Annotated in this window: 26 protein-coding genes and 1 other annotated feature; of the genes, 23 read left to right on the top strand and 3 right to left on the bottom strand. The window is 41.0% G+C overall.

The genetic code is table 11. The features are described 5' to 3' along the window. Positions 1-134: 134 nt before the first annotated feature. The 7 genes from thiI to FFM67_RS04250 all read left to right on the top strand — a co-directional run bounded on the left by thiI (position 135) and on the right by FFM67_RS04250 (position 8,432). The gene (gene thiI, locus FFM67_RS04280) at positions 135-1,343 is read left to right on the top strand and encodes a tRNA uracil 4-sulfurtransferase ThiI (protein ID WP_137613377.1); all 1,209 of its coding nucleotides are present in this window, start codon (positions 135-137) and stop codon (positions 1,341-1,343) included. Positions 1,344-1,480: 137 nt separating this feature from the next. Next, positions 1,481-2,125: a redox-sensing transcriptional repressor Rex gene (locus tag FFM67_RS04275; RefSeq protein ID WP_137613376.1), complete on the top strand. Its 645-nt coding sequence runs from the start codon at positions 1,481-1,483 to the stop codon at positions 2,123-2,125. Positions 2,126-2,157: 32 nt separating this feature from the next. After that, positions 2,158-2,368 (top strand) — a binding site (T-box leader). Positions 2,369-2,569: 201 nt separating this feature from the next. Further along, positions 2,570-5,209, top strand: coding sequence for a valine--tRNA ligase (locus tag FFM67_RS04270; RefSeq protein WP_137613375.1), 2,640 nt, complete (start codon positions 2,570-2,572; stop codon positions 5,207-5,209). A gap of 154 nt (positions 5,210-5,363) precedes the next feature. Next, the gene (locus tag FFM67_RS04265) at positions 5,364-6,695 is read left to right on the top strand and encodes a bifunctional folylpolyglutamate synthase/dihydrofolate synthase (RefSeq protein ID WP_170177983.1); all 1,332 of its coding nucleotides are present in this window, start codon (positions 5,364-5,366) and stop codon (positions 6,693-6,695) included. Continuing rightward, the gene (locus FFM67_RS04260; RefSeq protein WP_137613373.1) at positions 6,682-7,341 is read left to right on the top strand and encodes an HAD family hydrolase; all 660 of its coding nucleotides are present in this window, start codon (positions 6,682-6,684) and stop codon (positions 7,339-7,341) included. The genes FFM67_RS04265 and FFM67_RS04260 overlap by 14 nt, the downstream gene beginning before the upstream one ends. Positions 7,342-7,390: 49 nt before the next feature. Next, positions 7,391-8,080, top strand: a complete 690-nt coding sequence (gene radC, locus FFM67_RS04255) for a RadC family protein (protein ID WP_137613372.1) — start codon at positions 7,391-7,393, stop codon at positions 8,078-8,080. A 151-nt stretch (positions 8,081-8,231) separates the two neighbouring features. After that, positions 8,232-8,432 carry a cold-shock protein gene (locus FFM67_RS04250; protein WP_137613371.1) on the top strand — a complete coding sequence of 67 codons (201 nt, stop codon included), beginning with the start codon at positions 8,232-8,234 and terminating at the stop codon, positions 8,430-8,432. A 59-nt stretch (positions 8,433-8,491) separates the two neighbouring features. Here FFM67_RS04250 and FFM67_RS04245 read toward each other — a convergent pair whose 3' ends face one another. The 3 genes from FFM67_RS04245 to FFM67_RS04235 all read right to left on the bottom strand — a co-directional run bounded on the left by FFM67_RS04245 (position 8,492) and on the right by FFM67_RS04235 (position 11,126). Then, positions 8,492-8,992, bottom strand: a complete 501-nt coding sequence (locus tag FFM67_RS04245; RefSeq protein ID WP_137613370.1) for a TetR/AcrR family transcriptional regulator — start codon at positions 8,990-8,992, stop codon at positions 8,492-8,494. 243 nt (positions 8,993-9,235) lie between these two features. Next, a complete protein-coding gene (gene rnjA / locus FFM67_RS04240) occupies positions 9,236-10,912 on the bottom strand; it encodes a ribonuclease J1 (protein ID WP_137613369.1) in 1,677 nt (558 codons plus the stop codon). A gap of 1 nt (position 10,913) precedes the next feature. After that, positions 10,914-11,126, bottom strand: coding sequence for a DNA-directed RNA polymerase subunit epsilon (locus FFM67_RS04235; RefSeq protein ID WP_137613368.1), 213 nt, complete (start codon positions 11,124-11,126; stop codon positions 10,914-10,916). Between the two features lie 483 nt (positions 11,127-11,609). Between FFM67_RS04235 and FFM67_RS04230 the strand changes: the two genes are divergently transcribed. The 16 genes from FFM67_RS04230 to atpH all read left to right on the top strand — a co-directional run bounded on the left by FFM67_RS04230 (position 11,610) and on the right by atpH (position 26,374). Next, positions 11,610-13,340 carry an ABC transporter ATP-binding protein gene (locus FFM67_RS04230; protein WP_137613367.1) on the top strand — a complete coding sequence of 577 codons (1,731 nt, stop codon included), beginning with the start codon at positions 11,610-11,612 and terminating at the stop codon, positions 13,338-13,340. Beyond that, positions 13,337-15,097 (top strand): ABC transporter ATP-binding protein, encoded by a 1,761-nt coding sequence (locus FFM67_RS04225; RefSeq protein ID WP_137613366.1) that lies wholly within the window; start codon positions 13,337-13,339, stop codon positions 15,095-15,097. The genes FFM67_RS04230 and FFM67_RS04225 overlap by 4 nt, the downstream gene beginning before the upstream one ends. Positions 15,098-15,558: 461 nt before the next feature. Further along, a complete protein-coding gene (yjeM, locus tag FFM67_RS04220) occupies positions 15,559-17,067 on the top strand; it encodes a glutamate/gamma-aminobutyrate family transporter YjeM (RefSeq protein WP_137613365.1) in 1,509 nt (502 codons plus the stop codon). A 10-nt stretch (positions 17,068-17,077) separates the two neighbouring features. Next, positions 17,078-18,307 (top strand): aminopeptidase, encoded by a 1,230-nt coding sequence (locus FFM67_RS04215; protein WP_137613364.1) that lies wholly within the window; start codon positions 17,078-17,080, stop codon positions 18,305-18,307. A 108-nt stretch (positions 18,308-18,415) separates the two neighbouring features. Continuing rightward, positions 18,416-18,904: a gamma carbonic anhydrase family protein gene (locus tag FFM67_RS04210; RefSeq protein ID WP_137613363.1), complete on the top strand. Its 489-nt coding sequence runs from the start codon at positions 18,416-18,418 to the stop codon at positions 18,902-18,904. 10 nt (positions 18,905-18,914) lie between these two features. Next, positions 18,915-19,250 (top strand): hypothetical protein, encoded by a 336-nt coding sequence (locus FFM67_RS04205; RefSeq protein WP_137613362.1) that lies wholly within the window; start codon positions 18,915-18,917, stop codon positions 19,248-19,250. 65 nt (positions 19,251-19,315) lie between these two features. After that, positions 19,316-19,588 (top strand): (4Fe-4S)-binding protein, encoded by a 273-nt coding sequence (locus FFM67_RS04200; RefSeq protein WP_137613361.1) that lies wholly within the window; start codon positions 19,316-19,318, stop codon positions 19,586-19,588. Between the two features lie 52 nt (positions 19,589-19,640). Continuing rightward, on the top strand, positions 19,641-19,934 hold the full coding sequence (locus FFM67_RS04195) for a GNAT family N-acetyltransferase (RefSeq protein ID WP_307723246.1): 294 nt from the start codon (positions 19,641-19,643) through the stop codon (positions 19,932-19,934). A gap of 80 nt (positions 19,935-20,014) precedes the next feature. Beyond that, positions 20,015-20,251 carry a preprotein translocase subunit SecG gene (gene secG, locus FFM67_RS04190; RefSeq protein ID WP_071857487.1) on the top strand — a complete coding sequence of 79 codons (237 nt, stop codon included), beginning with the start codon at positions 20,015-20,017 and terminating at the stop codon, positions 20,249-20,251. Between the two features lie 131 nt (positions 20,252-20,382). Next, on the top strand, positions 20,383-21,147 hold the full coding sequence (locus FFM67_RS04185) for an alpha/beta hydrolase (protein WP_137613359.1): 765 nt from the start codon (positions 20,383-20,385) through the stop codon (positions 21,145-21,147). Further along, a complete protein-coding gene (gene rnr, locus FFM67_RS04180; protein ID WP_137613358.1) occupies positions 21,128-23,506 on the top strand; it encodes a ribonuclease R in 2,379 nt (792 codons plus the stop codon). Before FFM67_RS04185 ends, rnr begins: the two co-directional genes overlap by 20 nt. Before the next feature lie 3 nt (positions 23,507-23,509). Next, entirely contained in the window at positions 23,510-23,974 is a 465-nt protein-coding gene (gene smpB / locus FFM67_RS04175) for an SsrA-binding protein SmpB (protein ID WP_137613357.1), read from the top strand. A gap of 289 nt (positions 23,975-24,263) precedes the next feature. After that, complete coding sequence (atpB, locus tag FFM67_RS04170; protein WP_071862312.1) at positions 24,264-24,977, top strand: F0F1 ATP synthase subunit A; 714 nt, start codon at positions 24,264-24,266, stop codon at positions 24,975-24,977. 34 nt (positions 24,978-25,011) lie between these two features. Next, complete coding sequence (gene atpE / locus FFM67_RS04165) at positions 25,012-25,224, top strand: ATP synthase F0 subunit C (RefSeq protein WP_010743272.1); 213 nt, start codon at positions 25,012-25,014, stop codon at positions 25,222-25,224. 93 nt (positions 25,225-25,317) lie between these two features. Continuing rightward, positions 25,318-25,839 carry a F0F1 ATP synthase subunit B gene (atpF, locus tag FFM67_RS04160; protein ID WP_071862311.1) on the top strand — a complete coding sequence of 174 codons (522 nt, stop codon included), beginning with the start codon at positions 25,318-25,320 and terminating at the stop codon, positions 25,837-25,839. Next, positions 25,829-26,374, top strand: coding sequence for an ATP synthase F1 subunit delta (gene atpH / locus FFM67_RS04155; RefSeq protein WP_071862310.1), 546 nt, complete (start codon positions 25,829-25,831; stop codon positions 26,372-26,374). Before atpF ends, atpH begins: the two co-directional genes overlap by 11 nt. Positions 26,375-26,378 lie beyond the last annotated feature (4 nt).

Genomic DNA, 26,378 nt, shown 5'->3' with positions numbered 1-26,378 from the left:
AAGCTTTCAGCAAGAGCTAAGAGCGATAATGGAAGATGAAAAGTATAGCTGAATGATATACGGCTTGAAAATCAAACTTATTTTTCCTGAACGTAGGAAAAATAAATACATGAATATGAAAAAGGAGAATCATCTTGCAATATACTGAAATTATGGTGCGTTATGGTGAATTGTCAACGAAAGGCAAAAATCGGCGCAGCTTCATTATGCAGCTAGCGCAAAATGTTCGAGGAGCGTTAGTAGAATTTCCAAACTTGAAAATTCACGCGGATCGCGATCGGATGCATATTTTATTAAATGGGGAAGATAGCAGTTTGGTGCTGCCAAAATTAAAAAAAGTTTTTGGTATCCAAACTTTTTCGCCCAGCATTCAAGTAGAAAAAAAGCTTGAAGCCTTAAAACAAATGACTCAACAAATCATGGAAGAAATCTACACAGGAAAAGAAACCTTCAAGATTACAGCGAAACGCAGCGACCACGATTTTGAATTAGACAGCCATGGCCTGCAACAATACTTAGGGGATGCCGTGATGGATGTTTGTCCAGAAATACAGGCTCAAATGAAGCATCCGGATATTAATTTACGAGTTGAAATTCGCCGTGACAGTGCCTATCTATCTTATGAGACGATCAAAGGGGCTGGCGGGCTGCCAGTGGGTACGAGTGGCAAAGGGATGCTGATGCTTTCTGGCGGGATCGATTCACCGGTAGCGGGTTATTTAGCGATGAAACGAGGCGTTGAGATTGAAGCTGTTCATTTTGCTAGTCCGCCTTACACAAGTGAACAAGCCTTGCAAAAAGCCAAAGATTTAACTGAAAAGTTAACACCGTATGTTGGGGGCATCCAATTTATTGAAGTGCCGTTTACTGAGATTCAAGAAGAAATCAAAAAACACAGTCCTCAAGGTTATTGGATGACGCTGACTCGTCGGATGATGCTGCGTTTGACAGATGCCATTCGGGAAAGACGTCATGGGTTAGTGATCATCAATGGCGAATCACTTGGTCAAGTAGCTTCTCAAACGCTTCACAGTATGGTAGCAATCAACGAAGTGACCACGACGCCGATCATTCGACCAGTCGTAACAATGGATAAGACGGAGATCATCGAACTGGCTGAAAAGATCGACACATTTGAATTAGCGATCCAGCCCTTTGAAGATTGCTGTACGATTTTTGCACCACCACAACCAAAGACGCGCCCTAATCTAGAAAAGGTTTTAGAGTTGGAAGAGCGTTTTGATATTGAAGGCATGATGGCTCGTTGTTTAGCCGGACTAAAGGTTGAAGAGATTACACCACAGCAAAGCGAAAAAACAGAAGAATTTGCTGATTTGTTATAATGATAAAAGAGCAAGAAATCAATTTTGATTTCTTGCTCTTTTGCAATATTTGGTGCTTTTTTTTGACAAAGGATTGTTAAACAAAAATATTCATGCTAAAATTATTCATGTGAAGTTTTTAACAAAGGAGTATCTTTATGAACCGCATAATTGAAAAACCCGTTCTCTCAAAAGCAACGACGAAACGTCTTTCATTGTATTTGCGTTGCTTAAAAAATTTAGAAAAAAATGGTGTCAATCGCGTGAAGTCTTCTGAGCTTAGTAAAATGACCCAAGTTGGTTCGGCAACTATTCGCCGTGATTTTTCACATTTTGGCGAGCTGGGACGCAGCGGTTATGGCTATGATGTCAATGATTTAATTAAAGTTTTCAGCGATATATTGGAAACGAAGGAAGAAAAACGAATTGCCCTAATTGGCTGTGGAAATTTGGGACAGGCCTTGCTGAATAATAATTTTAGACGGAATGAAAATTTAAATATTGTCTGCGCTTTTGATAATGATCCGGCTAAAGTCGGCACAGAGATTTGCGGCTATCCAGTTTATTCAATTAAAGAGTTAAGCGATGTCCTAAAAGAAAAGCAAATTACGGTGGCGATCTCAACGGTGCCTAGCCAGTATGCCCAAGGCGCCATCGATCAAGTGGTGGCAAGTGGGATTACGGCTATTTTAAACTTTGCTCCTGATCCACTGAAAGTTCCGGAAAATGTGCATGTTCACTATATTGATTTGACTTCGGAATTGCAGACCTTGATTTATTTTGATGGTCAATCACTCGCTTAGACTTTACAAGTTTTCAAGTTCATTGTAGAATGATTCATACGATGATCAAGAGGAGTATGTAAGCTCAATGTTATAGAGAGAAAATGATCTGCTGCAACATTTTCACTTTGACTTACAGAAGGTAGCTTGGGAGTTTGCGTTTTGAATCAGTAGGAACGCACGGCGCATGACCGTTAACACATGCTTGAGCGGCAGGAAATTTTTCTGCAATTTAGGTGGTACCGCGTAATTTACGTCCTAAAACACAGTTGTGTTTTAGGACTTTTTTTGCAGTTTCTTTAGCTTAAAAGAGACAATCATGTTTGCTCCAAGTGAAAGAATCTGCTGGCTCGCTTTATCATATGTGTAGGAAGAGAAAGAATTTTTTGAGCTAGCGGTCAGTCCAGTTTTACCACAAACGAGCAGAGCCAAAACTTTTATCAATCAATTTTAGGAGGAACAGTTATGACTGAAAATTTACCAACAAAATTTAATCCGCAAGAAGTTGAAGCGGGTCGTTACCAAAAATGGCTAGATCAAGAGTTATTCAAACCGTCAGAAGATAAACAGGCGAAGCCTTATTCAATCGTGATTCCGCCGCCAAACGTAACGGGAAAATTGCATTTAGGACACGCTTGGGATACGACGTTACAAGATATGATCATTCGCCAAAAACGGATGCAAGGCTTTGACACGTTATGGCTGCCGGGAATGGATCATGCTGGTATCGCAACTCAAGCCAAAGTTGAAGAAAAATTGCGGGAACAAGGGATTTCTCGTTATGACCTTGGTCGTGAAAAATTTGTCGATCAAGTGTGGGAATGGAAAGAAGAATATGCTGGACACATCCGTGAACAATGGGCGAAGCTAGGGTTATCATTGGATTACAGCCGCGAGCGTTTTACGCTGGATGATGGGTTATCTGATGCGGTTCGTAAGGTTTTTGTTTCTTTATATGAAAAGGACTTAATTTACCGCGGTGAATATATTATTAACTGGGACCCGCAAGCAAAAACAGCTTTATCAGATATTGAAGTAATTCATAAAGACGTGGAAGGTGCCTTCTATCATGTTTCTTACCTATTAGCTGACGGCAGTGGTGTGCTGGAAATCGCAACGACGCGTCCGGAAACGATGCTAGGGGATACAGCGATCGCGGTTCATCCAGAAGATGATCGCTATAAAGAGTTGATTGGTAAAAAAGCGATTTTACCATTGTTGGATAAAGAAATTCCAATTATTGCGGATAGTTACGTAGATCGTGAATTTGGGACGGGTGCCGTGAAAATTACACCGGCTCATGACCCTAATGACTTTGAGGTGGGGAATCGTCATCACTTGCCACGGGTAAATGTAATGAATCCAGATGGTAGCATGAATGAACTGGCTGGTAAATATGCAGGGCTGGATCGTTTCGCCGCTCGTAAGGCAATCGTTGCGGATTTGAAAGAAATCGGTCGGTTAATTAAAGTTGAAAAAATGGTTCACAGTGTCGGACATTCAGAACGGACAGGTGTCGTTGTGGAACCGCGCTTATCAACCCAATGGTTTGTTAAGATGGCACCTCTTGCTGATCAAGCAGTGAAAAATCAAGCAACAGACAATGCGGTAGAATTTTTCCCACCACGCTTCAACAATACCTTTATGACTTGGATGGAAAACGTGCATGACTGGGTTATCTCTCGCCAATTATGGTGGGGCCATCGGATTCCTGCTTGGTACCATAAAGAAACCGGCGAAATGTATGTCGGCATGGATGCGCCTGCCGATAGCGAAAATTGGGAACAAGATCCAGATGTTTTGGATACGTGGTTTAGCTCTGCCTTATGGCCGTTTTCTACGATGGGGTGGCCGGACGAAGATAGTGAAGATTATAAGCGCTACTTCCCAACCAGTACGTTAGTCACAGGCTACGATATTATTTTCTTCTGGGTTAGCCGCATGATCTTCCAAAGTTTGGAGTTCACGGACGAACGACCATTTAAAAATGTGTTGATCCATGGCTTGATTCGGGATGAACAAGGTCGCAAAATGAGTAAATCTTTAGGCAACGGGATCGACCCAATGGATGTCATTGAAAAATATGGTGCAGATGCCTTACGTTGGTTCTTATCCACTGGTTCTGCACCAGGTCAAGATGTTCGCTTCAGTTATGAAAAAATGGATGCTGCCTGGAACTTTATCAATAAAATCTGGAACGCTTCTCGTTTCGTGATAATGAATGTGGAAGACTTCACCACGGCGGATATTGATTTTTCTGGTGAGAAGACGGTTGCCGATCGTTGGATTCTGACTCGCTTGAATGAAACGATTGAAAAAGTGACGAGTCTTTTTGACCAATTTGAATTTGGAGAAGCCGGACGTCAATTGTATAACTTCATGTGGGATGATTTCTGTGACTGGTATATCGAGATGAGTAAAGAAATTCTTTACGGTGAAGACGAAGCGGCTAAGAAAACCAACAAGAGTATCTTAGTTCATGTCTTGGATCAAACATTGCGCCTATTGCACCCAATCATGCCATTTGTGACAGAAGAAATTTGGGCGAAACTTCCACATACTGGCGAATCATTAGTCGTCGCTGAGTATCCGGTGGTTCAACCGGAGAACAACGATGATACAGCAGCTAAAGGGATGGAAGTCTTGAAGGAATTGATCCGTTCGGTTCGGAACATTCGGGCTGAAGTGAATACACCGCTTTCAAAACCAATTACGTTGTTGATCAAAACGAGTGACCCTAAGGTTGAAGAGTTCTTAATTGAAAATACAAGTTATATCGAGCGTTTCTGTAATCCAGAAGAGTTGACGATTGCTAGCGATATTACTGCGCCTGATTTAGCGATGTCAGCCGTTTTAACTGGAGCTGAAATTTATCTGCCACTGGCAGGCTTAATCAACATCGAAGAAGAAATCAAACGTTTGGAAAAAGAATTGGCCAAATGGACTGGTGAAGTCAAACGAGTTCAAGGAAAATTAGCCAATGAACGATTTGTTGCCAACGCTCCTGAAGCCGTGGTAGCAGAAGAACGGGCGAAGGAAAAAGATTATTTAGAAAAACAAGCGGCCGTACAAGATCGGATCGAAAGCTTACGTACCATTTCATAATAATTTATTGAGGTCGTTTATTCGTAAGCAGAGCCTGTGACAAGATTTTTGTCACAGGCTCTGCTTTTTTGCGCGAGACAATCTTTCTCAGGTAAATTTTGCTATACTAGAGAGGCAAGAGAACGAATGGAAATATAAAAAAGTTGAAGAATAAATGAGGCGAGAAATCTTGACGATAAAAGAAGCGATTGCTTGGATCCACAGCCGCCAAAAATTTGGCTCAAGACCAGGACTTGAACGGGTGCAAGCATTATTAAATAAAGTAGACAATCCAGAAAAAAAAGTTCCTGTGATCCACATTGCCGGAACTAACGGCAAGGGTTCTACCGTGGCTTATTTGCGCAGTTTGTTAATTGAAGCAGGCGTGACGGTAGGGAGTTTTACTTCCCCTTATATTGAAGAATTTAATGAACGAATTGCGATCGATGCGAAGCCAATCAGTAATCAGGATTTGGTTCAGTTGGTGGAAAAATTCCAGCCTTTGGTAGAAGAATTGGATCAGCAGCCAGAAATCAACGGCGTTACTGAATTTGAAATTTTAACGGCGATGATGTTGGATTATTTTTTAACTAAAGAAGTAGACGTAGCGGTGGTGGAAGTCGGCTTAGGCGGATTACTGGATTCAACCAATATTGTGGAGCCGATGTTAACGGCGATCACGACGATCGGTTATGACCACATGGATATTTTAGGGGATACGTTAAATGAGATCGCCTTTCAAAAAGCGGGCATTATCAAAAAGAATATTCCTGTTGTGACTGGTAAAATTAGTAAAGGCCCCTTGATTGAAATTACTGAAAAGGCTGCGACAGAAACAGCTCGGATGTATCGCTATGGCAAAGAATATACCGTCAACTATTTACATCCTGATCCAACGTGGGGGGAATTATTTACTTTTAACGATCAAGCAGGCAAGCTTTCTTCATTGAAAGTCCCACTTTTAGGCCGGCATCAAGTAGAAAATGCTGGAGTCGCTATCGAACTGTTTCGTTTGTATTGTGAACAGCAGCGGCTGCCTTTTGACGAGAAAACAGTTCAAAAAGGGTTAGCCAATGCTCAATGGCCTGCTCGAATGGAAAAAGTCAGTGATGAGCCATTGATCGTAATGGATGGTGCGCACAATAGTCACGCCATGAAACGTTTAGTAGAAAATGTTAAAAAAGAATTTCGCAATTACAATGTCAAAGTGCTGTTTTCAGCTTTAGAGACAAAAGATATTGATCAAATGTTGGCGTTGTTACAAGGAATTCCCAATGTACGGATTTATTTAACCACCTTTGAATATCCTAAGGCGATGGATCTCGCCCGCTATGATGATCGGGAAAACAATCAGTTCAGTGTCGTTTCGCTATGGCAATTTGGGTTAGGAGAATTGTTGGAGGATATGGCAGAGGACGATTTACTCTTAATTACAGGATCGTTGTACTTCGTCTCTGAAGTACGTCAATTATTATTAAATATAGGAGGAAACGATGAAAAAAACTAAGGGAATTATTTTTGACATGGATGGGTTGTTGTTTGATACAGAATCGATTTATCAGGATGCGAATTTAATAGTGGCTGAAAAGTATGGCATCCCCTTCACTAAAGAGACTTATAAACAGTTTATTGGGATCTCGGATGAAGAAGTCTGGGCAGCACTCCATGAAATGTATGCGGACTACGGTGAAGTGACGGTTCAAAAATTCATCGATGAAAGTTGGAGGCTGGCTCATGACCGCTTCAAAACAGGGGATGTTGATTTGAAGCCCGGCGTTCATGAGTTATTAGCCTATTTGGAAGAAAAAAATGTACCGCGCGTGTTGGCCTCTAGTAATATGCGATCAGTCATTGAAATTTTATTGGAGCATGCCGGAATTCGCGATAAGTTTGTAGACATTGTCTCGGCAGAAGATGTAAAATTTGCGAAACCTGATCCAGAAATTTTTGTAATCGCTGCAGACCGCTTGGGGATTAGCCAAGCAGATGCCTTAGTCTTAGAGGATTCTAAAAACGGCATTTTAGCGGCAGAAGGCGCAGGCGTGCCTGCTGTGATGATTCCAGATATTGTTGCACCGACTAGCGAATTAGAAGCAAAGACGGTAGCGGTTCTCCCCACCTTACATCAGGTAATTGATTTTTTAGAAGCATAACGTTAGCTCCTTTGCGTACTTTAAAGAAAAGTAGGTAAAGGAGTTTTTTATGGAAAAAAGTTTATTGCTGCAAGAGTTGCCAGAAAGTTCCTGGCCCCGGGAACGTCTGTTGCGAGCTGGCGAAAAACATTTATCGGACCAAGAATTATTAGCGATTATTTTACGGAACGGTTCGCGTCAGCAAAACGTTATGGAGTTGGCTGGAACCATCTTACGAACCTTTCCAAGCTTATATGAATTAAAACAAGCAACTGTGCAAGAGTTACAGCAGTTTAAGGGAATCGGCGAGACACGAGCAGTCGAATTAAAAGCGATGATGGAATTTGGCTATCGAATCAATTGTGCACTTCAGCCAAAAATAGGAAGGATCCAATCCAGTCTTTTATTAGGGCAGCAGTTGATTAGTGAGTTAAAGGATTATCAGCAAGAACATCTCGTGGCTTATTTTTTAAATACCAAAAATGAAATCATTTCGCAAAAAACACTTTTTATCGGTTCGCTGAATCAAAGCATCGCTCATCCACGAGAAATTTTCCGTGAAGCAGTGCGAATCAGCGCAGCTCGAGTAGTTTTAGGGCATAATCATCCTTCAGGAAACCCGGTGCCTTCGCAAAGTGATTTAGAGTTTACAGAACGGGTGAGGGAGTGTGGTGAAATGATGGGAATTGAATTATTGGACCATATTATCACCGGAGAAACCAAATATTTCAGTTTGCGTGAAGAAAAGTACTTAAAGTAGAGATTGAAAACCCTTGCGCAGAGAATCACACCAGTGTTAAACTATTAGTGTAATTTTGTTTTAGATACGAGTTGGTATAGAGACGATGCCCTTTTCGTAGGCTGGCAATGTTACAATCAATAAGTGCTAAAGCACGAGGAGGATTTTATTCATGGAAAACGGAACAGTAAAATGGTTTAACGCAGAAAAAGGTTTTGGTTTCATCACTCGCGAAGATGGTAGCGATGTATTCGTACATTTCTCAGCAATCCAAGGCGACGGCTTCAAAACATTAGAAGAAGGACAAGCAGTAACTTTCGATGTTGAAGAAAGTGATCGTGGACCTCAAGCAACTAACGTGAATAAGCAATAATATGACAAAGCCTTAGAGACAGGTCTCTAAGGCTTTTTTGTTTAGTATATTTTTGAATGTTAGTTAAAGATGTTTTGAAAAAACAAATCTTCCTCCAACGTTTCCGTGTGATTGGCATTGTTTACCGCCAAAGCAGCTTTTCCAATACAATACTGCCAAAAGAAATCAAAAGTATGGGGATGCTCTTTTTCTGCGCAGATGGTTGTAAAGAAAGTATAGGTGACTTCTTTAACGGCTTTGATCGTTTCAGAATCCTGCAAGAAGAAGCGATAAAACTCTTCGGGATAGTCAGTTGCGTAATTCATGATGGTGGCGGACAATGCTCGCAAACTTTTAGGGGCTTGATCATCTAAAAAATCTGTGTACTTCACTAAGATGCGATTTTTTAGTACCGCTTTTAGTTCAGCCAAATTCTCAAACTCACGGTAGATTGGCTGCGTGGAGCAGGAGATGTGCTGAGCGATATTCCGAGCATGAAATTTCTTGAACCCCTCATTGAGAATCAGCTGATAGGCGCCGTCAATGATGTGGCTCCGATGAACGCGTTGTGTTCTTACCATGTTAATCTTCCTTTATCTTGATTTGAATTATTTTAAAAATAACTAATAATAGTTAGTGGGCCTTTTTACTTAACTTTCATTGTGCAAATAAAAAAGTGATTTGTCAATCGATTTTAGGATGTTTGTAATAAAAAAATAATTTATTTTGCTTAAAAAACACGGTTAAATAAGAATTGAAGGAGAGTTACTCTTGGTCGATTTGAATAAAAAAACACCTATCTGTAAAAAGATAGGTGTTGTCGATTAATTATCTGGAGTCATGATCATTGGCAGAATCATTGGATGACGCTCTGTTTTATCAAACAAGAACGGCTGTAAGGCACCGACCATCGCATTTTTAAGCTTCGCTTCATTGCAATTGCCTTCATTCAACGCTTCTCGTAACGCATGGAATAAAATCCGTTGGCCTTCATTGATCATTTCACCGGATTCACGCATATAAACGAACCCGCGTGATAAGATGTCTGGACCAGCTAAAATTTCTTTTTTCTCAATATCAACAGTTGCTACCGCCAAAACTAATCCCTCTTCAGAAAGAATTCGACGATCACGGAGAACAACATTGCCAATATCACCAATCCCGCTGCCGTCAACATACACGTCGGTTGCAGTGAAGTGACCAGCGCGGCGAGCGCTATCAGCTGTTAGGGCCAACATATCACCGTTTTCCATCAAGAAACAATTTTCTTCTGGGACACCGGTGTCTTGTGCCAAGCCAGTATGGATCTTCAGCATCCGGAATTCACCATGGATTGGAACAAAATATTTTGGTTTCATTAAGCGCAGCATCAATTTTTGTTCTTGCTGACTACCGTGTCCAGAAGTATGGATATTATTGACTTTTCCATGGATGACTTCGGCACCGGCTTCGGACAGCAGATTGATCAAATGGTTGACGCTGGTCGTATTACCAGGAATGGGTGAGCTTGAAAAGATCACCGTATCGTCTGGTTGGATTTGAATCTGACGATGGGTACCATTAGCGATCCGGGAAAGAGCCGCCATGGGTTCACCCTGCGATCCGGTACACAAAATCATAACTTCATTGGCTGGCAATTGATTCATTTCGTGAGCATCGATAAAGGTCCCATCAGGTACAGTGATGTAGCCTAATTTTTGACCGTTGACGATGGCATTTTCCATACTACGGCCAAAGACCGCGATTTTTCGACCAGTTGCAACGGCGGCAGATGCAGCTTGTTGCAAACGAGAAATGTTAGAAGCGAAGGTGGCAAAAATGATCCGACCATCGACTTTTTCTACGATTCGTAAGATCGATTGACCAATTGTCTGTTCTGATTTAGTAAAGGTTGGCACCTCTGCATTGGTACTATCAGACAGCAGACATAAGACGCCTTCCTCCCCAAGTTTAGCCATACGATGAAGGTTGGCTGGTTCTCCCACTGGTGTGAAATCAAACTTGAAGTCGCCCGTTTCTACAATGTTTCCAGAAGGGGTTTTAACTACTACGCCTAATGGGTCGGGAATACTATGGGTCGTCCGGAAAAAGCTGACGGATGTTTTGCGGAAACGAATTACGGAATCTTCATTGATCTCGTGGAGTTCGGCATCTCGCAGCAAACCATGCTCGTCTAATTTATTTTTGATTAAAGCTAAAGCTAAAGCTCCTGCATAAATCGGAATATTGGCCTGCTTTAATAAGTAAGGCACTCCACCGATATGGTCTTCATGGCCGTGAGTAATAACGAGTGCTTTGACCTTATTGATATTTTGGGTAACGTAACTGAAATCAGGAATGACATAATCAATCCCTAATAAATCATCCTCTGGAAATTTTATTCCGGCATCAATAATGATGATTTCATCTTGGAATTGAACCCCATACATATTTTTTCCGATTTCGCCCAATCCACCAATGGCAAAGACACCAGTTTCATTGTTTTTTAGCGAAAGTTTCATATTAGAACTCCGCTAACTTGAAGTCGGCATTTTCTTTTTCGTATTCTAAATGACTGCCTTCTAAAAGTTGGATATATTCCACGTTATATGGGGTGTTATCGCGTAATAGGTTGTGAACCATTTCTTCGTTGTCGGCTTCGACATAAAGTGATTGGGTTTGTTCTCGTTTTGGGTTGCGTTCTTTGGTTTCTTGATAATAAACTTTGTAAATCATGAATCTATCTCCTTTATTTGCTTTATAGCAATTTTTTCCACGACAAAATGAGGGGGCAGGTGCCACCGGTTTTTTTACGTCTAGCTTTATGAACAAACTTTTCGACAATAAGCAAAAATTTTGGCAGATCTATATTACGACTGAACAAAATTTTGATCGGATTGTTTAAAAGTGAATGGAGTTCAGAAAGCCTTTCCTAATGCTCAACGTCTTAGCTTGCGCGAAAGCGTTGAGAAGAAGCCTCGTCTTTGCTTCTTGCTTGAAAAAACAATTTCACCGTACTTTGGGTTGTTCTTACAACAATTACTTGTAGTTTATCACAGAATAAATCAGAAGTATAGAAACTAGGAAGTGAAATGAGGTTTCCTAAGAAAATTTCAGAAAGTAAAAAAACTTGAATATAAAGAAACAATTTCCTCATAGGCGAAAGTTTTTCATTTATGCTATATTTGAGACATTACGGTATAGAAAGAGGCGAAAAAAATGAAGTTGATGTTGCGGTATACTTGGCGCTACAAAAAGTTATTATTTTTTGATTTCATCAGTGTATTTGGATTTATTTTAATCGAGTTGGGGCTGCCAACAATTTTGGCTATGATGATCGATAAGGGGATTGGAAATAACGATTTCAGCTATGTTCAGCGGATGGGAATGCTGATGATTGCAATTACGATCGTTGGGATCATTATGAGTATTTCTTTGCGTTATTTCAGCTCTCAAATCACCTCTCGCATGGTAGCAGCGATTCGGGATGATTTGTTTGAAAAAGTACAAAATTTTTCTCATTCAGAATATGAACAAATCGGGGTACCTTCCTTGATTACACGAGCGACCAACGATGCCTATCAAATCATGTTGTTTATGCAAAATATTTTAACAACGGGCTTCATGACGCCAATGATGTTTGGGATGAGCTTGTATTTGATTATACGGACCAGTCCCGGCTTAGGCATGTATGTACTGTTGGCACTGCCAATTCTATTGTTAGCCGTTTTACTGATTGCTAAGTACTCAGAGCCATTATCAACCAAACAACAAAATAATTTGGATAATATCAACAGTATTTTGCGTGAAAATCTTTCAGGGTTACGGGTGATTCGGGCTTTCGTCAATGAAAAATTTGAGGAAATGCGTTTCCGTTTAGTGAATGATGCATACACCAATAGTTCGAAGAGTTTGTTTCATTTAATGGCGGTCGCACAGCCGGGCTTTTTCTTTCTATTTAATATTGTGATGGTGTTGATTATTTGGAACGGAACAATTCAGATTGATCAAGGAAATTTAGCCGTGGGTACGCTGATCGCCTTCATTGAATATATTTTCCATGCGTTGTTCTCCTTTATGCTTTTCGCAACGGTCTTTATGATGTACCCGCGGGCTAATGTATCCGCGCAACGAATCCAAGAAATTTTTGATATGGACCCGTTGATTAAAGACAATCCAGAAGCACTCGTGGAACCAAAGGAAAAAAGTACATTGGAATTCAAGGATGTAACCTTTGCTTATCCTGGGCATGCGGAAAGCCCAGTGATTCGTAATGTTAGTTTTACCGCCAATCCGGGAGAAACAGTCGCTTTTATCGGTAGTACGGGTTCAGGTAAATCAACACTGATTCAGTTGATTCCACGATTTTACGATGTAACCGAAGGACAAGTCTTAGTCGACGGTCAGGATGTGCGTGCCTATCGGCTAAAAGATTTAAGAGAAAAGATTGGCTATATTCCGCAAAAGGCTCAGTTATTTACCGGAACAATCGAAGAAAATCTACGTTATGGGAAAAAAGATGCTACCCAAGCAGAAATGGAAGAAGCAGCGGAAATCGCTCAGGCAGCCGAATTTATTTCGCAAAAACCGAACGGCTATCAAGAAGAGTTGGCAGAAGGCGGCGGGAATTTTTCCGGTGGTCAGAAGCAGCGTCTAGCGATTGCTCGCGCAGTGATTCGCCGGCCAGAGATTTATATTTTTGATGATAGTTTCTCCGCGTTAGATTATCAAACGGACGCTAGATTACGCGCACGATTGAAAAAGGAAACGACGCAATCAGCGGTTCTGATTGTCGCTCAGCGGGTGGGTACGATTATGCACGCTGACAAAATCGTGGTTTTGAACGAAGGAGACGTCGTTGGTATTGGAACCCATCGTCAGCTGCTTGAAAACTGTCCGATTTATTACGACATTGCCGCATCACAATTATCGAAGGAGGAATTGGCATGAAAAAATATACTTCTTCTTTAAAACGATTGATGCGCTATATCAATCCTTACAAAAAAATATTTATCCTCGTTCTTGTATTAGCGGTGGCGACCTTGATATTAGGTACATGGATGCCGTACCTGACTGGTTTGCCGACAACCGAGGTCAGCAAAAATATTACTCAAGGCGAAGCAGTCAATTTTGACTATGTATTTAAGTGGTTAGCCGTGATTGTGGTTGTCGGGATTGCTTATTGTGGCACCCAGTTAGCGACGGGCTGGCTAATGGCCAATGTTGTCCAATCCGCAATGCGGGATTTGCGTGAGGATATCGAAGCCAAGATCAATCGTTTGCCGGTCTCGTATTTTGATCGCAATCAACAAGGAAATATTTTGTCACGGGTAACCAATGACGTAGATGCGGTCAGCAATGCGATGCAACAAGCGATCATTAAATCCATCAATGCAGTTTTAGGAATCTTGCTGGCAGTGGTCATGATGTTTTACATCAATCCCATGATGGCTTTTCTGTCGATAATCATGATCCCTTTGTCAATTGTGATTTCTAGAAAGATCGTTCAAGTCTCTCAAAAAGATTTCCAAGGCATGCAAAATTCTTTAGGAGAGTTGAATGGGTACGTACAAGAAAATATGACGGGCTTTAGTGTCTTGAAGCTTTATGGTCGTGAAAAAGAAACGTTAGCTGGTTTTAGTAAGGTCAATCATCAATTACGACATTTTGGCTTTCGAGCGGCTTTTGTTTCAAGTTTGATGCAGCCACTCGTTCAATTAACAGCTTATGGAACGTATATTGCGATGGCAATTTTAGGTAGTTGGAACGTCATTCACGGTGTGATCTTGGTAGGTCAGTTACAAGCCTTCATTCAATATATTTGGCAAGTCAGTCAACCAATGGGAGAAATTACTCAGCTGTCATCCATGATTCAAAGTGCTTCGGCCTCCGCAAAACGAGTGTTTGAAATTTTAGACGAACCGGAAGAAACGTTAAACGAGACGGATCTAGCATTATCAGAACCACTCCAAGGAAATGTCGTCTTTGATCATGTGCAGTTCAGCTATGATCCTAAGAAACCATTGATTGAGGATTTGAGTTTTGAAGTCAAGGCTGGAGAAACGGTCGCAATCGTTGGACCAACAGGGGCTGGAAAAACCACCTTGATTAATTTATTGATGCGTTTTTACGACATCGACAGTGGGAAAATCCTGATTGATGGTGTGAATACGCAAGAAATGAACCGCTCTGATGTTCGTTCGTTGTTTGGTATGGTGTTACAAGATGCGTGGTTGTATGAAGGCTCGATCGGTGATAACATTCGCTTTGGCCGATTAGAAGCCACGGATTATGAAGTCGTGGATGCCGCTAAGACTGCGAATGTCGATCACTTTATTCGTACAATGCCCGGTGGGTATGAGATGGAGATTAATTCAGAAGGGAACAATGTTTCCTTAGGACAGAAACAATTACTAACGATTGCTCGTGCGATCATTTCGGATCCGAAAATTTTGATTTTAGACGAAGCCACCAGCTCCGTCGATACACGATTGGAAGGTTTGATTCAAAAAGCGATGGATCGAGTGATGGAAGGGCGAACCAGTTTCGTGATTGCCCATCGCTTATCAACGATTCGCGATGCGGACCACATTTTAGTGATGAAAGATGGAAATATCATTGAACATGGAACGCACCATGAACTGTTAGAACAAGGCGGATTCTACGAACAACTTTATAATAGTCAATTTATGGAAGAAGCTGAGTAAGCGGGGAGAGACATGGATGAAGAGTCCATGTCTTTTTTACTTTGGATTGAGTATGCTTTCACATGAGATGATTTATTCATGAGAAGAGCGTTTTTTTTTCTAATTTTGAATCGCCAGGCAAATGGAAATAAAGAAACTCACGTCATCATATGAAAGCTTATAAATAAATGAATTTTGTAGAGCCGAAAATAAAACGAAACGACCTAATAAAAAAACGACCGTTCTTTATTATAAAAAAGAAAGCGTTTTCTTTTTCGGATTATGCTTTGCTAAGTTATTAGGAAATCCTGTTGTTTTAGTGGTAGCGAATACGTACAATTTTAGTAATAAAGCGATTTTTTAACGAAAGAACAACTCATTTCTTTAAACAAGTGTCACTTGATTTTAAAGAAAAGTGTTCTTTAAATCTTAAGAAAGGATAGGTTTGATTCGCTGAAAAATAAAAATTGGAGGAAACATTCATGTCGAAACCGAAAAAACAGAAATTAACTTTAATCTCACTGATTCTTATGATCTTCACATCGGTATTTGGTTTCACCAACATTACACGCGCGTTTTATTTGATGGGTTATGCTTCAATCTTGTGGTACGTTTTAGCAGCAGTGACGTTCTTTTTACCTTTTGCTTTTATGTTGTCTGAATATGGAGCGGCTTTTAAAGATCGAAAAGGCGGCATTTATTCTTGGATGGCAGAATCCTTTAATCCTAAATTTGCTTTTATTGGTACTTTCATGTGGTATGCATCATATATTATTTGGATGGTTAACGTAGGATCGGGAATCTGGATTCCATTGTCGAATGCGATTTTCGGCGTAGACAAAACACAACAATGGACACCATTTGGATTGTCTGGTGTACAAACATTAGGAGTCTTAGCTATTTTCTGGATTATTTTGATTACTTTTGTTTCTTCAAGAGGATTAGACAGCATTAAAAAAGTGACGTCAATCGGTGGGACAGCCGTTGCATTGATTAATGTTGTATTATTTATCGGTGGTTTGGCAATTCTTTTACTGAATGGACATATGGCACAGCCGCTGAGTCCAGGAGCATTTTTCCAGTCTCCTAATGCAGATTATTCGACGATGATTCAAGTTTTTGGTTTCCTAGTCTTTGCGATCTTCGCATATGGTGGCTTGGAAGTTGTTGGCGGCTTAGTAGATGAAACAGAGAATGCCGAAAAGACTTTTCCTCGAGGAGTGGCAATCTCGGCAATCGTTATCGCGGTGGGATATGCAGTTGGAATTTTTATGATGGGGGCTTTCACAAATTGGACTTTTGCCTTTACACAGTTTTCTGATGCGGAAGTGACCTTAGGCAATGTTGCGTATATCGCGATGAATAATATGGGCTATCAATTAGGTCATGCGTTGCATTTAACGGAAGCCGCCTCTGTCACGATGGGTGTTTGGGTATCGCGTTACATGGGCTTGTCGATGTTCTTAGCATTGACAGGAGCATTTTTCACCTTGATCTTCTCACCTTTGAAACAGTTGATCGAAGGGACACCGAAAGAGGTTTGGCCGGAATATTTAACTAAAACTAAAAATGGTTTGCCCGTTAACGCAATGAAAGTCCAAGCAGCGATCGTAATTGCGATTGTGGCACTCGTTTCTTTTGGCGGAAGCGGCGCGAAATATTTCTTCCAAGTCTTAGTTTCGATGACGAATGTTTCGATGACGATTCCTTATATGTTCTTGGCGATCGCTTTTATTGGATTTAAAAAGAAAAAGGAAATCGAAAAACCATTTGAGATATATAAGACTCAGACAATGGCTAATATTGCGGTAATTGTTGTAACTTTTGTGGTCGGTTTTGCCAATGTCTTTACGATTGTTCAACCAGCAATGCAAGGCGATCTTGCGGGAACAATTTATTCGATTTTAGGTCCAGTCGTCTTTGGGGTTGTTGCGGTCGTTATGTATAGCCGTTACGAGAAAAAATATATTTTAACTTCAGGAACATTATAGAGGTGGAAAAATGATAGATTTAATGGAGCATTTAGACGCATATGCGAATTTGATTGTGAAGACGGGAGTTAATGTTCAGGCGAAAGATTTAGTCCAGTTAGACATTTCTGTCAATCAGGCACCTTTGGCTCGTTTAATTGTTAAAAAAGCCTATGAAGCCGGAGCGAGCCAAGTCGTTTTGCGTTGGACAGATGACACGATTTTACGCGAACAGGTAATGAATATGGCACTTGACGAATTGCGGGAAGTTCCAGCGTACAAGCAGGCGGAGATGGATGATCTAGTTGCTCGACGGATCAGTCGAATCAGTGTGGTTTCACAAGATCCGGGTGTATTCGCTGGTGTGGATACGAAACGCATTGATGCCTATCAACAATATGATCGCAAATTATTATTTGGTCTGCGGCAAGTTGCAGCGGCGAATAAAATCAGTTGGACGGTAGTAGCTGCAGCGGAAGCACCATGGGCGGCTAAAGTTTTTCCAGAATTGCCTGAGTCAGAGCAAGTAGCAGCGTTGTGGGACGCAATCTTTAAGGCAACTAAAGTTTATGAAGCTGATCCGATTCAGGCGTGGTCGGCACATGAAAAAAGATTGCAAGAAAAAGCGGCTATGATGAACCGTGAGCAATTTAAAGCGTTGCATTATCAAGCGCCAGGAACTGATTTAACGATCGGCCTGCCTGTAAATCATGTGTGGGACAGTGCCCGCAGTATTAATGAAAAAGGCTTTGAATTCATGGCCAATATGCCGACAGAAGAAATTTTTACCGCACCTGATTGCCGGGTCGCAGACGGGGTCGTATCTTCTACCAAACCCTTAGCCTACGGTGGACAAGTAATTACTGGTATTCAATTGACTTTCAAAGACGGCGCCATTGTTGATGTTCAGGCGGAGCAAGGTGAAGAAGTCTTAAAAGCATTAGTCGAAATGGATGAAGGTTCCAAGCATTTAGGAGAGGTAGCGTTAGTGCCGGACCCTTCACCAATCTCTCAATCAGGAATTACGTTCTTCAGTACACTATACGATGAAAATGCCTCGAATCATTTAGCTATTGGCAATGCTTACGCCTTTAACTTAGCAGGTGGAGTGGATATGAATGAAGAAGAACTAATCGAACATGGCTTGAATCGGAGCAAAAATCATGTGGATTTCATGATTGGTTCTGGTCAAATGAACATTGACGGGATTCGTCAAGACGGCAGTCGCATCGCGATCTTTAGAAACGGAGATTGGGCTTAGCACGTTTATGAATAAACAGGAAGCAAGAGTCTTAAAATTATTTTTAAGGCTCTTTGTTTTACAAACGAAAGGCTAGCCTCGTGCTATACTGAAATTGAGGTGAGGACGATGACAGAATTTATTGCAAATAGTGCAGATGTATTCGGAGACGTGACGATTGATGCTGGCTCGACGATTTGGTTTCAAAGTGTTTTAAGAGGGGATAGCAACAAAATTTCAATTGGTAAAAAAAGTAATATCCAAGACGGGACGATCGTGCATGTGGATCATGATGCACCAACTCAGATTGATGATTATGTAACGGTCGGTCATGGCTGTATTATTCATGGGTGTAAGATTCATTCAGGGGCTCTGATTGGAATGGGCTCGACCATTTTAAATCATGCGGAGATCGGAGAAAACAGTTTGATTGGAGCGAATTCGTTAGTAACCGAAGGAACCGTGATTCCAGCAAACTCGCTGGCTTTTGGTTCGCCTGCTCGGGTGATTCGCCAATTGACACCTGCAGAAATCGAAAAAAATCGTGAGAACGCGGAGCATTATTATGAATTAGGCCAAGCTTATTTGAATAATGTATTTCCAGCGTTTTCCGCATAAGGGACTTCCAATGAAGGAGACTAGCTTTTTATTATTACAGGCACAACTGCGCGCGCTTTTTCCCGAAGAAGGCTTGAATCAATTAGCGCTTTATGAAGATCAGACCGAAAAGCTATTGATTTTCTCTAACCGCGGGTTACATGTATTAGAAGAAGATGATCTGACGAAAGAACCACGAAATGTTTATTTTACGACAGAAAGCTTGAAACCCTTTTCCCTGCACCAACAATCAGGTGTCTTTGAATTGTTGATTGAGACATTAGGCGGACGAACATTTACTTTGGCGTTTCCAGATCAGAGAGATGCGCATCAAACGATGCAGACTCTAATCGAACTCTTAGCTTAAAAGACGATTTAGTGTAAATTTTTATTGATTTTCTTTATAATCTTACTCAAAGGAAGTGATAAAAAATGGACGGAAGCAAATTTGATCAAGAGCCTGTTAATGAAGAAGAATTATTGGCTCAAGGTTATCGCAAATATCATGGTGAGGGCATTGATATTTATTACAATAAAGATATTTGCGCGCATATCGGAAATTGTGTCCGAGGCAATCCAGAAATTTTTGAGGTGGGACGCAGACCGTGGATCATCCCGGATAATGGCAGTGTGGAAAATGCTAGCTATGTCGTGGATACGTGTCCAAGCGGCGCCTTGAAATATATTGTAAAAGCAGAAGTATAACGGGATTTTTCCTAGCTAATTAAGGAACATCCCATAGTTCACCAAAACTTTCATTCAGAGGAGCGTTATTATGGAAATCAAAGAAGGAAAAGACCGTTTTGTATTACTAAACGACGAAGGAAACGAAGCTGGCGAAATGACTTGGTCAAATGCAGGCCCAGAAATCATGATCATCGATCATACCTTTGTTGACCCAACTTATCGTGGCCAACAATTAGCACAAAAATTAGTTGCAGCTGGCGTTGATAAAGCACGTAAAGATGGTAAAAAAATCATCCCTCTTTGCCCATTTGCTAAAAAAGAATTTGAAGAAAAACCAGAATATGCAGATGTTTTAAGAAAATAAGTTTGTTTTCCTCTCTAGTCAAGCAGCTTCAATTATGCTAAAGTAAAAAATGAAGTAGTTTGGAATAAGGAGGTCATCTTTTGTATAATTTTATTTTGGGCGTTATCTTGGTGTTGTCAGTGATCATCGTCATTACGATCATGATGCAGCCTAGCAAACAAAATAGTGCTGCAAGTGCATTTACTGGCGGTGCGGATCAATTGTTCGGAAAGCAAAAAGCGCGCGGCTTTGAAGCTGTGATGCAACGATCAACTGCAGTTTTAGGTGCAGTTTGGATGATTTTGCTCTTCGTCTTAATGTTTCTATCAAGCAAATAAAGCGGCCTCTCACTTGAGAGGTCTTTTTTTGATGTCCGGTTTCACGAACAAACGGTTGAACGAAGTCTTTCTAATTTTGTATTTAATGTAAATCAAGTACACTTTAAGATAGAAGAAAAGGAGTGGAAGGAATGGTTCAATTACCTGAGTCGTTGTTCTTGCCCCACGGAAAGCGCGCGGTGTTACTTTTGCACGCCTATTCCGGCAGTCCGAATGATGTCCGGATGCTGGCACGTTCGTTAGAAAAATTAGATTATACAGTTTACGCCCCACTATTTAAGGGACATGGCACGCTAGATCCTTTGGATATTTTACACGAAAGCTCAGCGCATTGGTGGCAAGATAGTCAACAGGCAGTAAAATTTTTACAAGCAAAAGGCTATCAAGAGATTGCTGTTTTAGGATTATCAATGGGCGGGATTTTTTCAACTCGTTTATTAACGGAAGCTTCAAAAGATTTTGTTGGGGGTGGCTTTTTTTGCTCACCAATCGCGCCAGTGAAAACGCAAGTAGCTGAAAACTTCCTATTATATGCCAAGCAGGTAATCGAACGAACCGGAGAAGTCCTAACGGAGGAAACGTTAATGACGTATCGTCCATTAGTCGAAAAGCAACTGGCCACAATCGAGGCGCAAGCGAAACAAGCCTATGAAAAATTAACCGCGATCCAAGCCCCCTTTTTTATGGCGCAGGCAGGTCAAGATGAAATGATTGAAGCGAAAGGGGTTTTTCAAACGGCAGCACTTTTGCAGCAGACCCCCTTTACGTTAAAATGGTATCCTAAAAGTGGTCATGTTATTACGGTAGGACCTGAACGAAGACAATTTGAACAAGACGTTGCTGATTTTTTAGCGGGTCTTGGCTGGAGAGAGAATAATGGAGAAAAAAACAATTAAAGCAGAAATACTGGCTGGGTTGAAAGCGGCCACTAAAAAAAGTCTGTCAATGGAAGAATTGGCAGAAGCATTAGACATGCGTAAAAGCGAGGACTACAAGTTGTTGGTTCAAACGGTTGCGCAAATGGAAAGGGAAAAGACCTTAGAGTTTAATAAAAAGGGTCGCATCAAGTTGCCTTTCCAACCAATCGAAGTTGAAGGAATCTTTCGTCGTAACGAACGAGGCTTCGGTTTTGTAACGATCGATCCGGAGGAACCAGATGTGTTCATTCCGAAGGATGCGACGAATTTTGCGATGGATGGCGACATCGTTATGATCGATATTCAAAAAACAGCAGATTTATTTGCTGATCGTGGGGCAGAAGGCCAAGTCGTTTCCATCAAAGAACGAAAAATCCAACAATTAGTTGGTGAGTTCACTGCATTTGATGTGGATGAGATTGCAGAATCGGATTTGTTTGGCTACGTAACACCAAAGGATAAAAAAAGTGCGCAGTTTAAAGTCTTTATTGCAGCTGAGGGGATTCAACCGGTGGACGGCAGTGTCGTTATCGTTGAGATTACCCATTACCCGGAAAAAGGCTATGCAACCAGTCTTGAGGGAATGGTGACAAAAGTCATCGGTCATAAAAATGATCCAGGGATGGATATTTTGTCTATCGTGATTGCACAAGGGATTCCGACGCAATTTCCAGAAGAAGTCCAGACAGCTTCAGAGCAAGTACCGGATCAAATTTCAGAGACGGACCTGGTTGGCCGCAGGGATCTGCGGGAGCAACAAATCGTGACCATCGATGGTGCTGACGCGAAAGACTTAGATGATGCGGTGACTGTTCGTAAACTAGATAATGGCAATTATTTCTTAGGGGTTCATATCGCCGACGTTTCTTATTATGTGACGGAAGATAGTATCTTAAATAAAGAAGCGTTTGAACGGGGAACCAGTGTTTATTTAACCGATCGGGTAATTCCGATGATTCCGCAGCGTTTATCAAATGGGATCTGTTCATTGAACCCGCGGGTGCCACGCTTAACGATGAGTTGTGAGATGGAGATCGATCCAAGTGGAACGATTGTTCATCATGAAATCTTCCAAAGTGTCATTCAAACGACTGAGCGAATGACATATTCAGCAGTCAATGAGATTTTGGAAGAGAAAAAGCCTGAAACGTTGGAACGCTATCAGCAGTTAGTGCCGATGTTTCAACTAATGAAAGAACTGCATCAGATTCTTGAAGCTCGTCGTATCCAACGTGGGGCAATCAATTTTGAAGATCGTGAAGCGAAAATTTTGGTTGATCCAGAGGGCCGTCCCACGGATATTGAGTTGAGAGAACGAGGCGTCGGTGAACGCTTGATCGAATCCTTTATGCTGGCCGCCAACGAAACGGTTGCGGAGCATTTTAATCGCTTGAAGTTGCCTTTTATCTATCGAATCCACGAACAGCCGAAGGAAGAAAAAATGCAGCGTTTCTTTGATTTTGCGTCTGCTTTGGGTATTGTAGTTAAAGGAACAAAAACTACCATCACGCCGAAAGATTTACAAAAGGTTATTGACGAGGTAGAAGACAAACCGGAGGCTCCAGTCATCAATACGATGCTTTTACGGAGTATGCAACAGGCACGATATTCTGAGGATAACTATGGGCACTATGGATTAGCTGCTGAATACTATACGCACTTTACGTCGCCAATTCGCCGTTATCCTGATTTGATTGTCCATCGTCTGATTCGGACCTATAGTCAGGATCAAGGGGAAGCGACAAAAGCCAAGTGGGCAGAGGCGTTGCCTGAAATTGCTGATCATAGCTCGAAGATGGAGCGTCGGGCAGTAGATGCTGAACGTGAAGTGGACAGCATGAAAAAAGCGGAGTATATGGCGGATAAAGTCGGTGAAGAATTCGATGGGATTATCAGCTCTGTTACGAAGTTTGGGATCTTTATTGAATTGCCGAATACGGTTGAAGGCATGATCCATCTCAATGAATTGAAACAAGATTATTTCCACTTTATTGAAAATCAATTAGCTTTAGTCGGTGAGCGGACACGTCAAACCTTTAAAATAGGGCAAAAGGTACGAGTAAAGGTTACGAAATCGGATCCTGAAACAAGAGAAATTGATTTTGAGTTGCTTGAAGCCGAAGAAATTCCAGCGCTGGAAGTTCCAGAAAACAGTCGTCGTAACAATCAGCGCCGTAAGCCAACTGGTGGACGCAAGAATAATCAAAACAGCAATAAAAATCATCCGAAAAATTCGGATCGTCCCGCTGCGGGAAAAGAGAAGAAAAAGAAAAAAGGTAAGAAGCCTTTTTACAAATCGGTGGCTAAAAAGAAAAAAACAGGTAGAAAGAAGGGATAGCAGATGCCAAAAGGGGAAGGAAAACTCGTTGCACAAAATAAAAAGGCCCGTCATGATTATACGATCATCGACACGATGGAGGCGGGAATCGTTTTGCAAGGAACGGAAATCAAATCGATTCGCAATAGTCGGATCAATTTGAAGGACGGTTTTGCTCGTGTTCGAAATGGCGAAGCTTTTTTATACAATGTCCATATCAGCCCGTATGAGCAAGGAAATATTTTCAATCATGATCCTTTGCGAACACGCAAATTATTGCTTCATAAAAAGCAAATTGCGCGTTTGGCTGGGGAATTAAAAAATCCCGGAATCACGATCGTACCCTTGAAAGTCTATTTGAAGGATGGCTACGCCAAAGTTTTGATTGGTATCGGTAAAGGAAAACGCCAATATGATAAACGTGAAACATTGAAGCGAAAAGATGTCGATCGACAGATTAGTCGGACGTTGAAAAATTATTCTCGTTAGCAAAATATTCTTTTTCGCATATTTAATGATAATTTCTTTACTTCACTATGGATTTTGATACGATTAGTTACAATCTATACTAGCTGTTTTGCGGGCTAAATTAGTAATTAGAGGGGATTTGAACAAAGATAAAATAACGTACTAAAAATTTTCTTTGACTTATTCGAAAATTTTTAGGAAAATTCTTTGAAATTTTCTTTCTCTGGTGGTAACATACGATAGTATTTTGACGAGCAGCGCTAAGCAAGCATGAGCTGACGCGAATCGCTGAGAAGAGAGGTGAACTGGATTGAATGAAAAATCTTGGGTTTTCCATATAGGTCCCGTATGGTTTGACGGTACGGTAACGTCAATGATTGTTTTGACATGTATCATCGTCTTTCTCATTGTTTTTGCGTTTACACGCAACCTATCATTGAAACCCAAAGGCAAACAAAACGCAATTGAGTGGGTCATTGATTTTACGACGAACATTGTTGGTGACAACATGCCGCGTAAAGAAGTTAGAAATTTTAGTTTGTTCTCATTTACGTTGTTCTTATTTATCTTTGTGGCAAACCAAATCGGGCTTATCACTAAAATCGTTTCAGGAAACGATGTAACGTATTGGAAGAGCCCAACAGCAAACCCGTTTGTAACAATGGGATTGGCGTTACTAGTATTGACCTTGGCGAATTATCTTGGGTCAGAAAAATTTGGCTTAGGTGGTTACATTAAAAATTCTTTCTTTACACCTGCGGGCTTGTTCCCGATCAAGTTGATGGAAGAATTCACCAATGTTATTACGTTAGGTCTGCGTCTTTATGGCAATATTTTTGCCGGTGAAGTACTGCTTTCATTGATCGCAAGTGTTGTAACTAGTACTGGCTGGATCACCTTGCCGCTAGTTGTTCCGCTTGAAATGATTTGGATCGCATTCTCATTATTTATTGGTAGTATCCAAGCTTTCGTTTTCACAACTCTATCGATGGTTTATATCAGTCATAAAATCGAGGTAGAATAAAAAAATTTAACACACTTTTAGGAGGAAATTTATTATGAACTTTATCGGTGCAGGAATCGCAATCATGGGGGCCGCAATCGGGGCTGGTTATGGTAACGGACAAGTAATCTCAAAAGCAATTGAATCTATGGCACGTCAACCAGAAATGTCAGGACAAATTCGTTCAACAATGTTTATCGGTGTTGGTTTGATCGAAGCTGTGCCAATTCTAGGTGTAGTATTAGGTATGTTGATGGTTTTCCAATAATCCAAAATACTTTTTTATGAAGGCTTTTAGATAAGCCTAAGGAGCGAATGACGATCCTTAAATGAGGAAGACGAACAGAAAGGAAGACCGAGTATGCCGAATCTAGTTATTGCTGAGACTGTCAATACAACGCTCGGTAATTTAATCGCTGTTACATTATCATTCGTGATATTAATGGCGCTATTGAAAAAATTCGCGTGGGGTGCCGTTCAAGACATCTTACAAAAACGTGAAGATAAGATCGCCAATGATCTAGATTCTGCCGAACAATCACGAAACAAAGCAGCTGAGTTGGAAAAAGAACGTGAAACTCAGTTAGCCAGCTCTCGTAGTGACGCGGCAGACATCATCAAAAATGCGAAGGAAAGCGGCGAATTAAGTCGCCAAAACATCATCAAAGACACCAAAGAAGAAGTTTCTCGTCTGAAAGATCGTGCGCAAGCCGAAATCAAAGACGAACGAGACAATGCTTTGACCTCTGTTAAAGATGACGTGGCTACTCTTTCCTTACAAATCGCAGAAAAAATCTTGAGCAAAGAGCTTTCACAAGACGCGCATCAAGATTTGATCAACGACTATATGGATAAGCTAGGTAATACGAAACATGAAGCTTGATAAATACACTGTTGGTAAACGTTATGGAAAAGCTTTGTTTGAATTGGCGATCGAAAATAAAGCCGCCGATGCCGTTTATCAAGAGTTGTTGACCGTTCGAGAAATTTGTAAAGAAATTCCCGATCTAGGAAATATTTTAACGGATGTTCGTTTAACAGGTGCCGAAAAGAAAGCGATTATGGATGCTTTCACTGGCAACTTTGAAGGGATCATTAAAAATTTTCTATTAGTTGTTTTTGAGTACAATCGTAGTGATGATCTTCCGTTCATGATTGATGAATATGAGCATCGCTATGATGAATTAAATAAAATCGCACACGGTACAGTCACTACGGCTGTTCCGCTCTCTGAAGAAAAGAAACACGAACTTGAAGCAAAAGTCGCTGATGTTTTTGGCTACCAGAAGGCCACGTTAACCCCGTTAGTTGATGAATCAATTCTCGGTGGTGTCATTGTTGAAGCCGATCATCAAGTGATCGACGGCAGCCTCGCCAGCCAATTAAATGGTCTACGAGCAGCACTTAGTAAAAAGTAGAGAA

Source organism: Enterococcus viikkiensis (genome assembly GCF_005405345.1).
In the GTDB taxonomy this organism is placed as follows: Bacteria; Bacillota; Bacilli; order Lactobacillales; family Enterococcaceae; genus Enterococcus_A; species Enterococcus_A viikkiensis.
The sequence above is the reverse complement of the archived record's forward strand: the minus strand, read 5'-3'. Positions and strand labels throughout refer to the sequence as shown.

Excerpts from the sequence above, each read along its gene's own strand:
- FFM67_RS04275 (WP_137613376.1), top strand. The coding sequence starts at position 1,481 with ATGAACCGCATAATTGAAAAACCCGTTCTCTCAAAAGCAACGACGAAA.
- FFM67_RS04270 (WP_137613375.1), top strand. The coding sequence starts at position 2,570 with ATGACTGAAAATTTACCAACAAAATTTAATCCGCAAGAAGTTGAAGCG.
- FFM67_RS04265 (WP_170177983.1), top strand. The coding sequence starts at position 5,364 with ATGAGGCGAGAAATCTTGACGATAAAAGAAGCGATTGCTTGGATCCAC.
- FFM67_RS04260 (WP_137613373.1), top strand. The coding sequence starts at position 6,682 with ATGAAAAAAACTAAGGGAATTATTTTTGACATGGATGGGTTGTTGTTT.
- radC (WP_137613372.1), top strand. The coding sequence starts at position 7,391 with ATGGAAAAAAGTTTATTGCTGCAAGAGTTGCCAGAAAGTTCCTGGCCC.
- FFM67_RS04250 (WP_137613371.1), top strand. The coding sequence starts at position 8,232 with ATGGAAAACGGAACAGTAAAATGGTTTAACGCAGAAAAAGGTTTTGGT.
- FFM67_RS04245 (WP_137613370.1), bottom strand. The coding sequence starts at position 8,992 with ATGGTAAGAACACAACGCGTTCATCGGAGCCACATCATTGACGGCGCC.
- rnjA (WP_137613369.1), bottom strand. The coding sequence starts at position 10,912 with ATGAAACTTTCGCTAAAAAACAATGAAACTGGTGTCTTTGCCATTGGT.
- FFM67_RS04235 (WP_137613368.1), bottom strand. The coding sequence starts at position 11,126 with ATGATTTACAAAGTTTATTATCAAGAAACCAAAGAACGCAACCCAAAA.
- FFM67_RS04230 (WP_137613367.1), top strand. The coding sequence starts at position 11,610 with ATGAAGTTGATGTTGCGGTATACTTGGCGCTACAAAAAGTTATTATTT.
- FFM67_RS04225 (WP_137613366.1), top strand. The coding sequence starts at position 13,337 with ATGAAAAAATATACTTCTTCTTTAAAACGATTGATGCGCTATATCAAT.
- yjeM (WP_137613365.1), top strand. The coding sequence starts at position 15,559 with ATGTCGAAACCGAAAAAACAGAAATTAACTTTAATCTCACTGATTCTT.
- FFM67_RS04215 (WP_137613364.1), top strand. The coding sequence starts at position 17,078 with ATGATAGATTTAATGGAGCATTTAGACGCATATGCGAATTTGATTGTG.
- FFM67_RS04210 (WP_137613363.1), top strand. The coding sequence starts at position 18,416 with ATGACAGAATTTATTGCAAATAGTGCAGATGTATTCGGAGACGTGACG.
- FFM67_RS04205 (WP_137613362.1), top strand. The coding sequence starts at position 18,915 with ATGAAGGAGACTAGCTTTTTATTATTACAGGCACAACTGCGCGCGCTT.
- FFM67_RS04200 (WP_137613361.1), top strand. The coding sequence starts at position 19,316 with ATGGACGGAAGCAAATTTGATCAAGAGCCTGTTAATGAAGAAGAATTA.
- FFM67_RS04185 (WP_137613359.1), top strand. The coding sequence starts at position 20,383 with ATGGTTCAATTACCTGAGTCGTTGTTCTTGCCCCACGGAAAGCGCGCG.
- rnr (WP_137613358.1), top strand. The coding sequence starts at position 21,128 with ATGGAGAAAAAAACAATTAAAGCAGAAATACTGGCTGGGTTGAAAGCG.
- smpB (WP_137613357.1), top strand. The coding sequence starts at position 23,510 with ATGCCAAAAGGGGAAGGAAAACTCGTTGCACAAAATAAAAAGGCCCGT.
- atpE (WP_010743272.1), top strand. The coding sequence starts at position 25,012 with ATGAACTTTATCGGTGCAGGAATCGCAATCATGGGGGCCGCAATCGGG.
- atpF (WP_071862311.1), top strand. The coding sequence starts at position 25,318 with ATGCCGAATCTAGTTATTGCTGAGACTGTCAATACAACGCTCGGTAAT.
- atpH (WP_071862310.1), top strand. The coding sequence starts at position 25,829 with ATGAAGCTTGATAAATACACTGTTGGTAAACGTTATGGAAAAGCTTTG.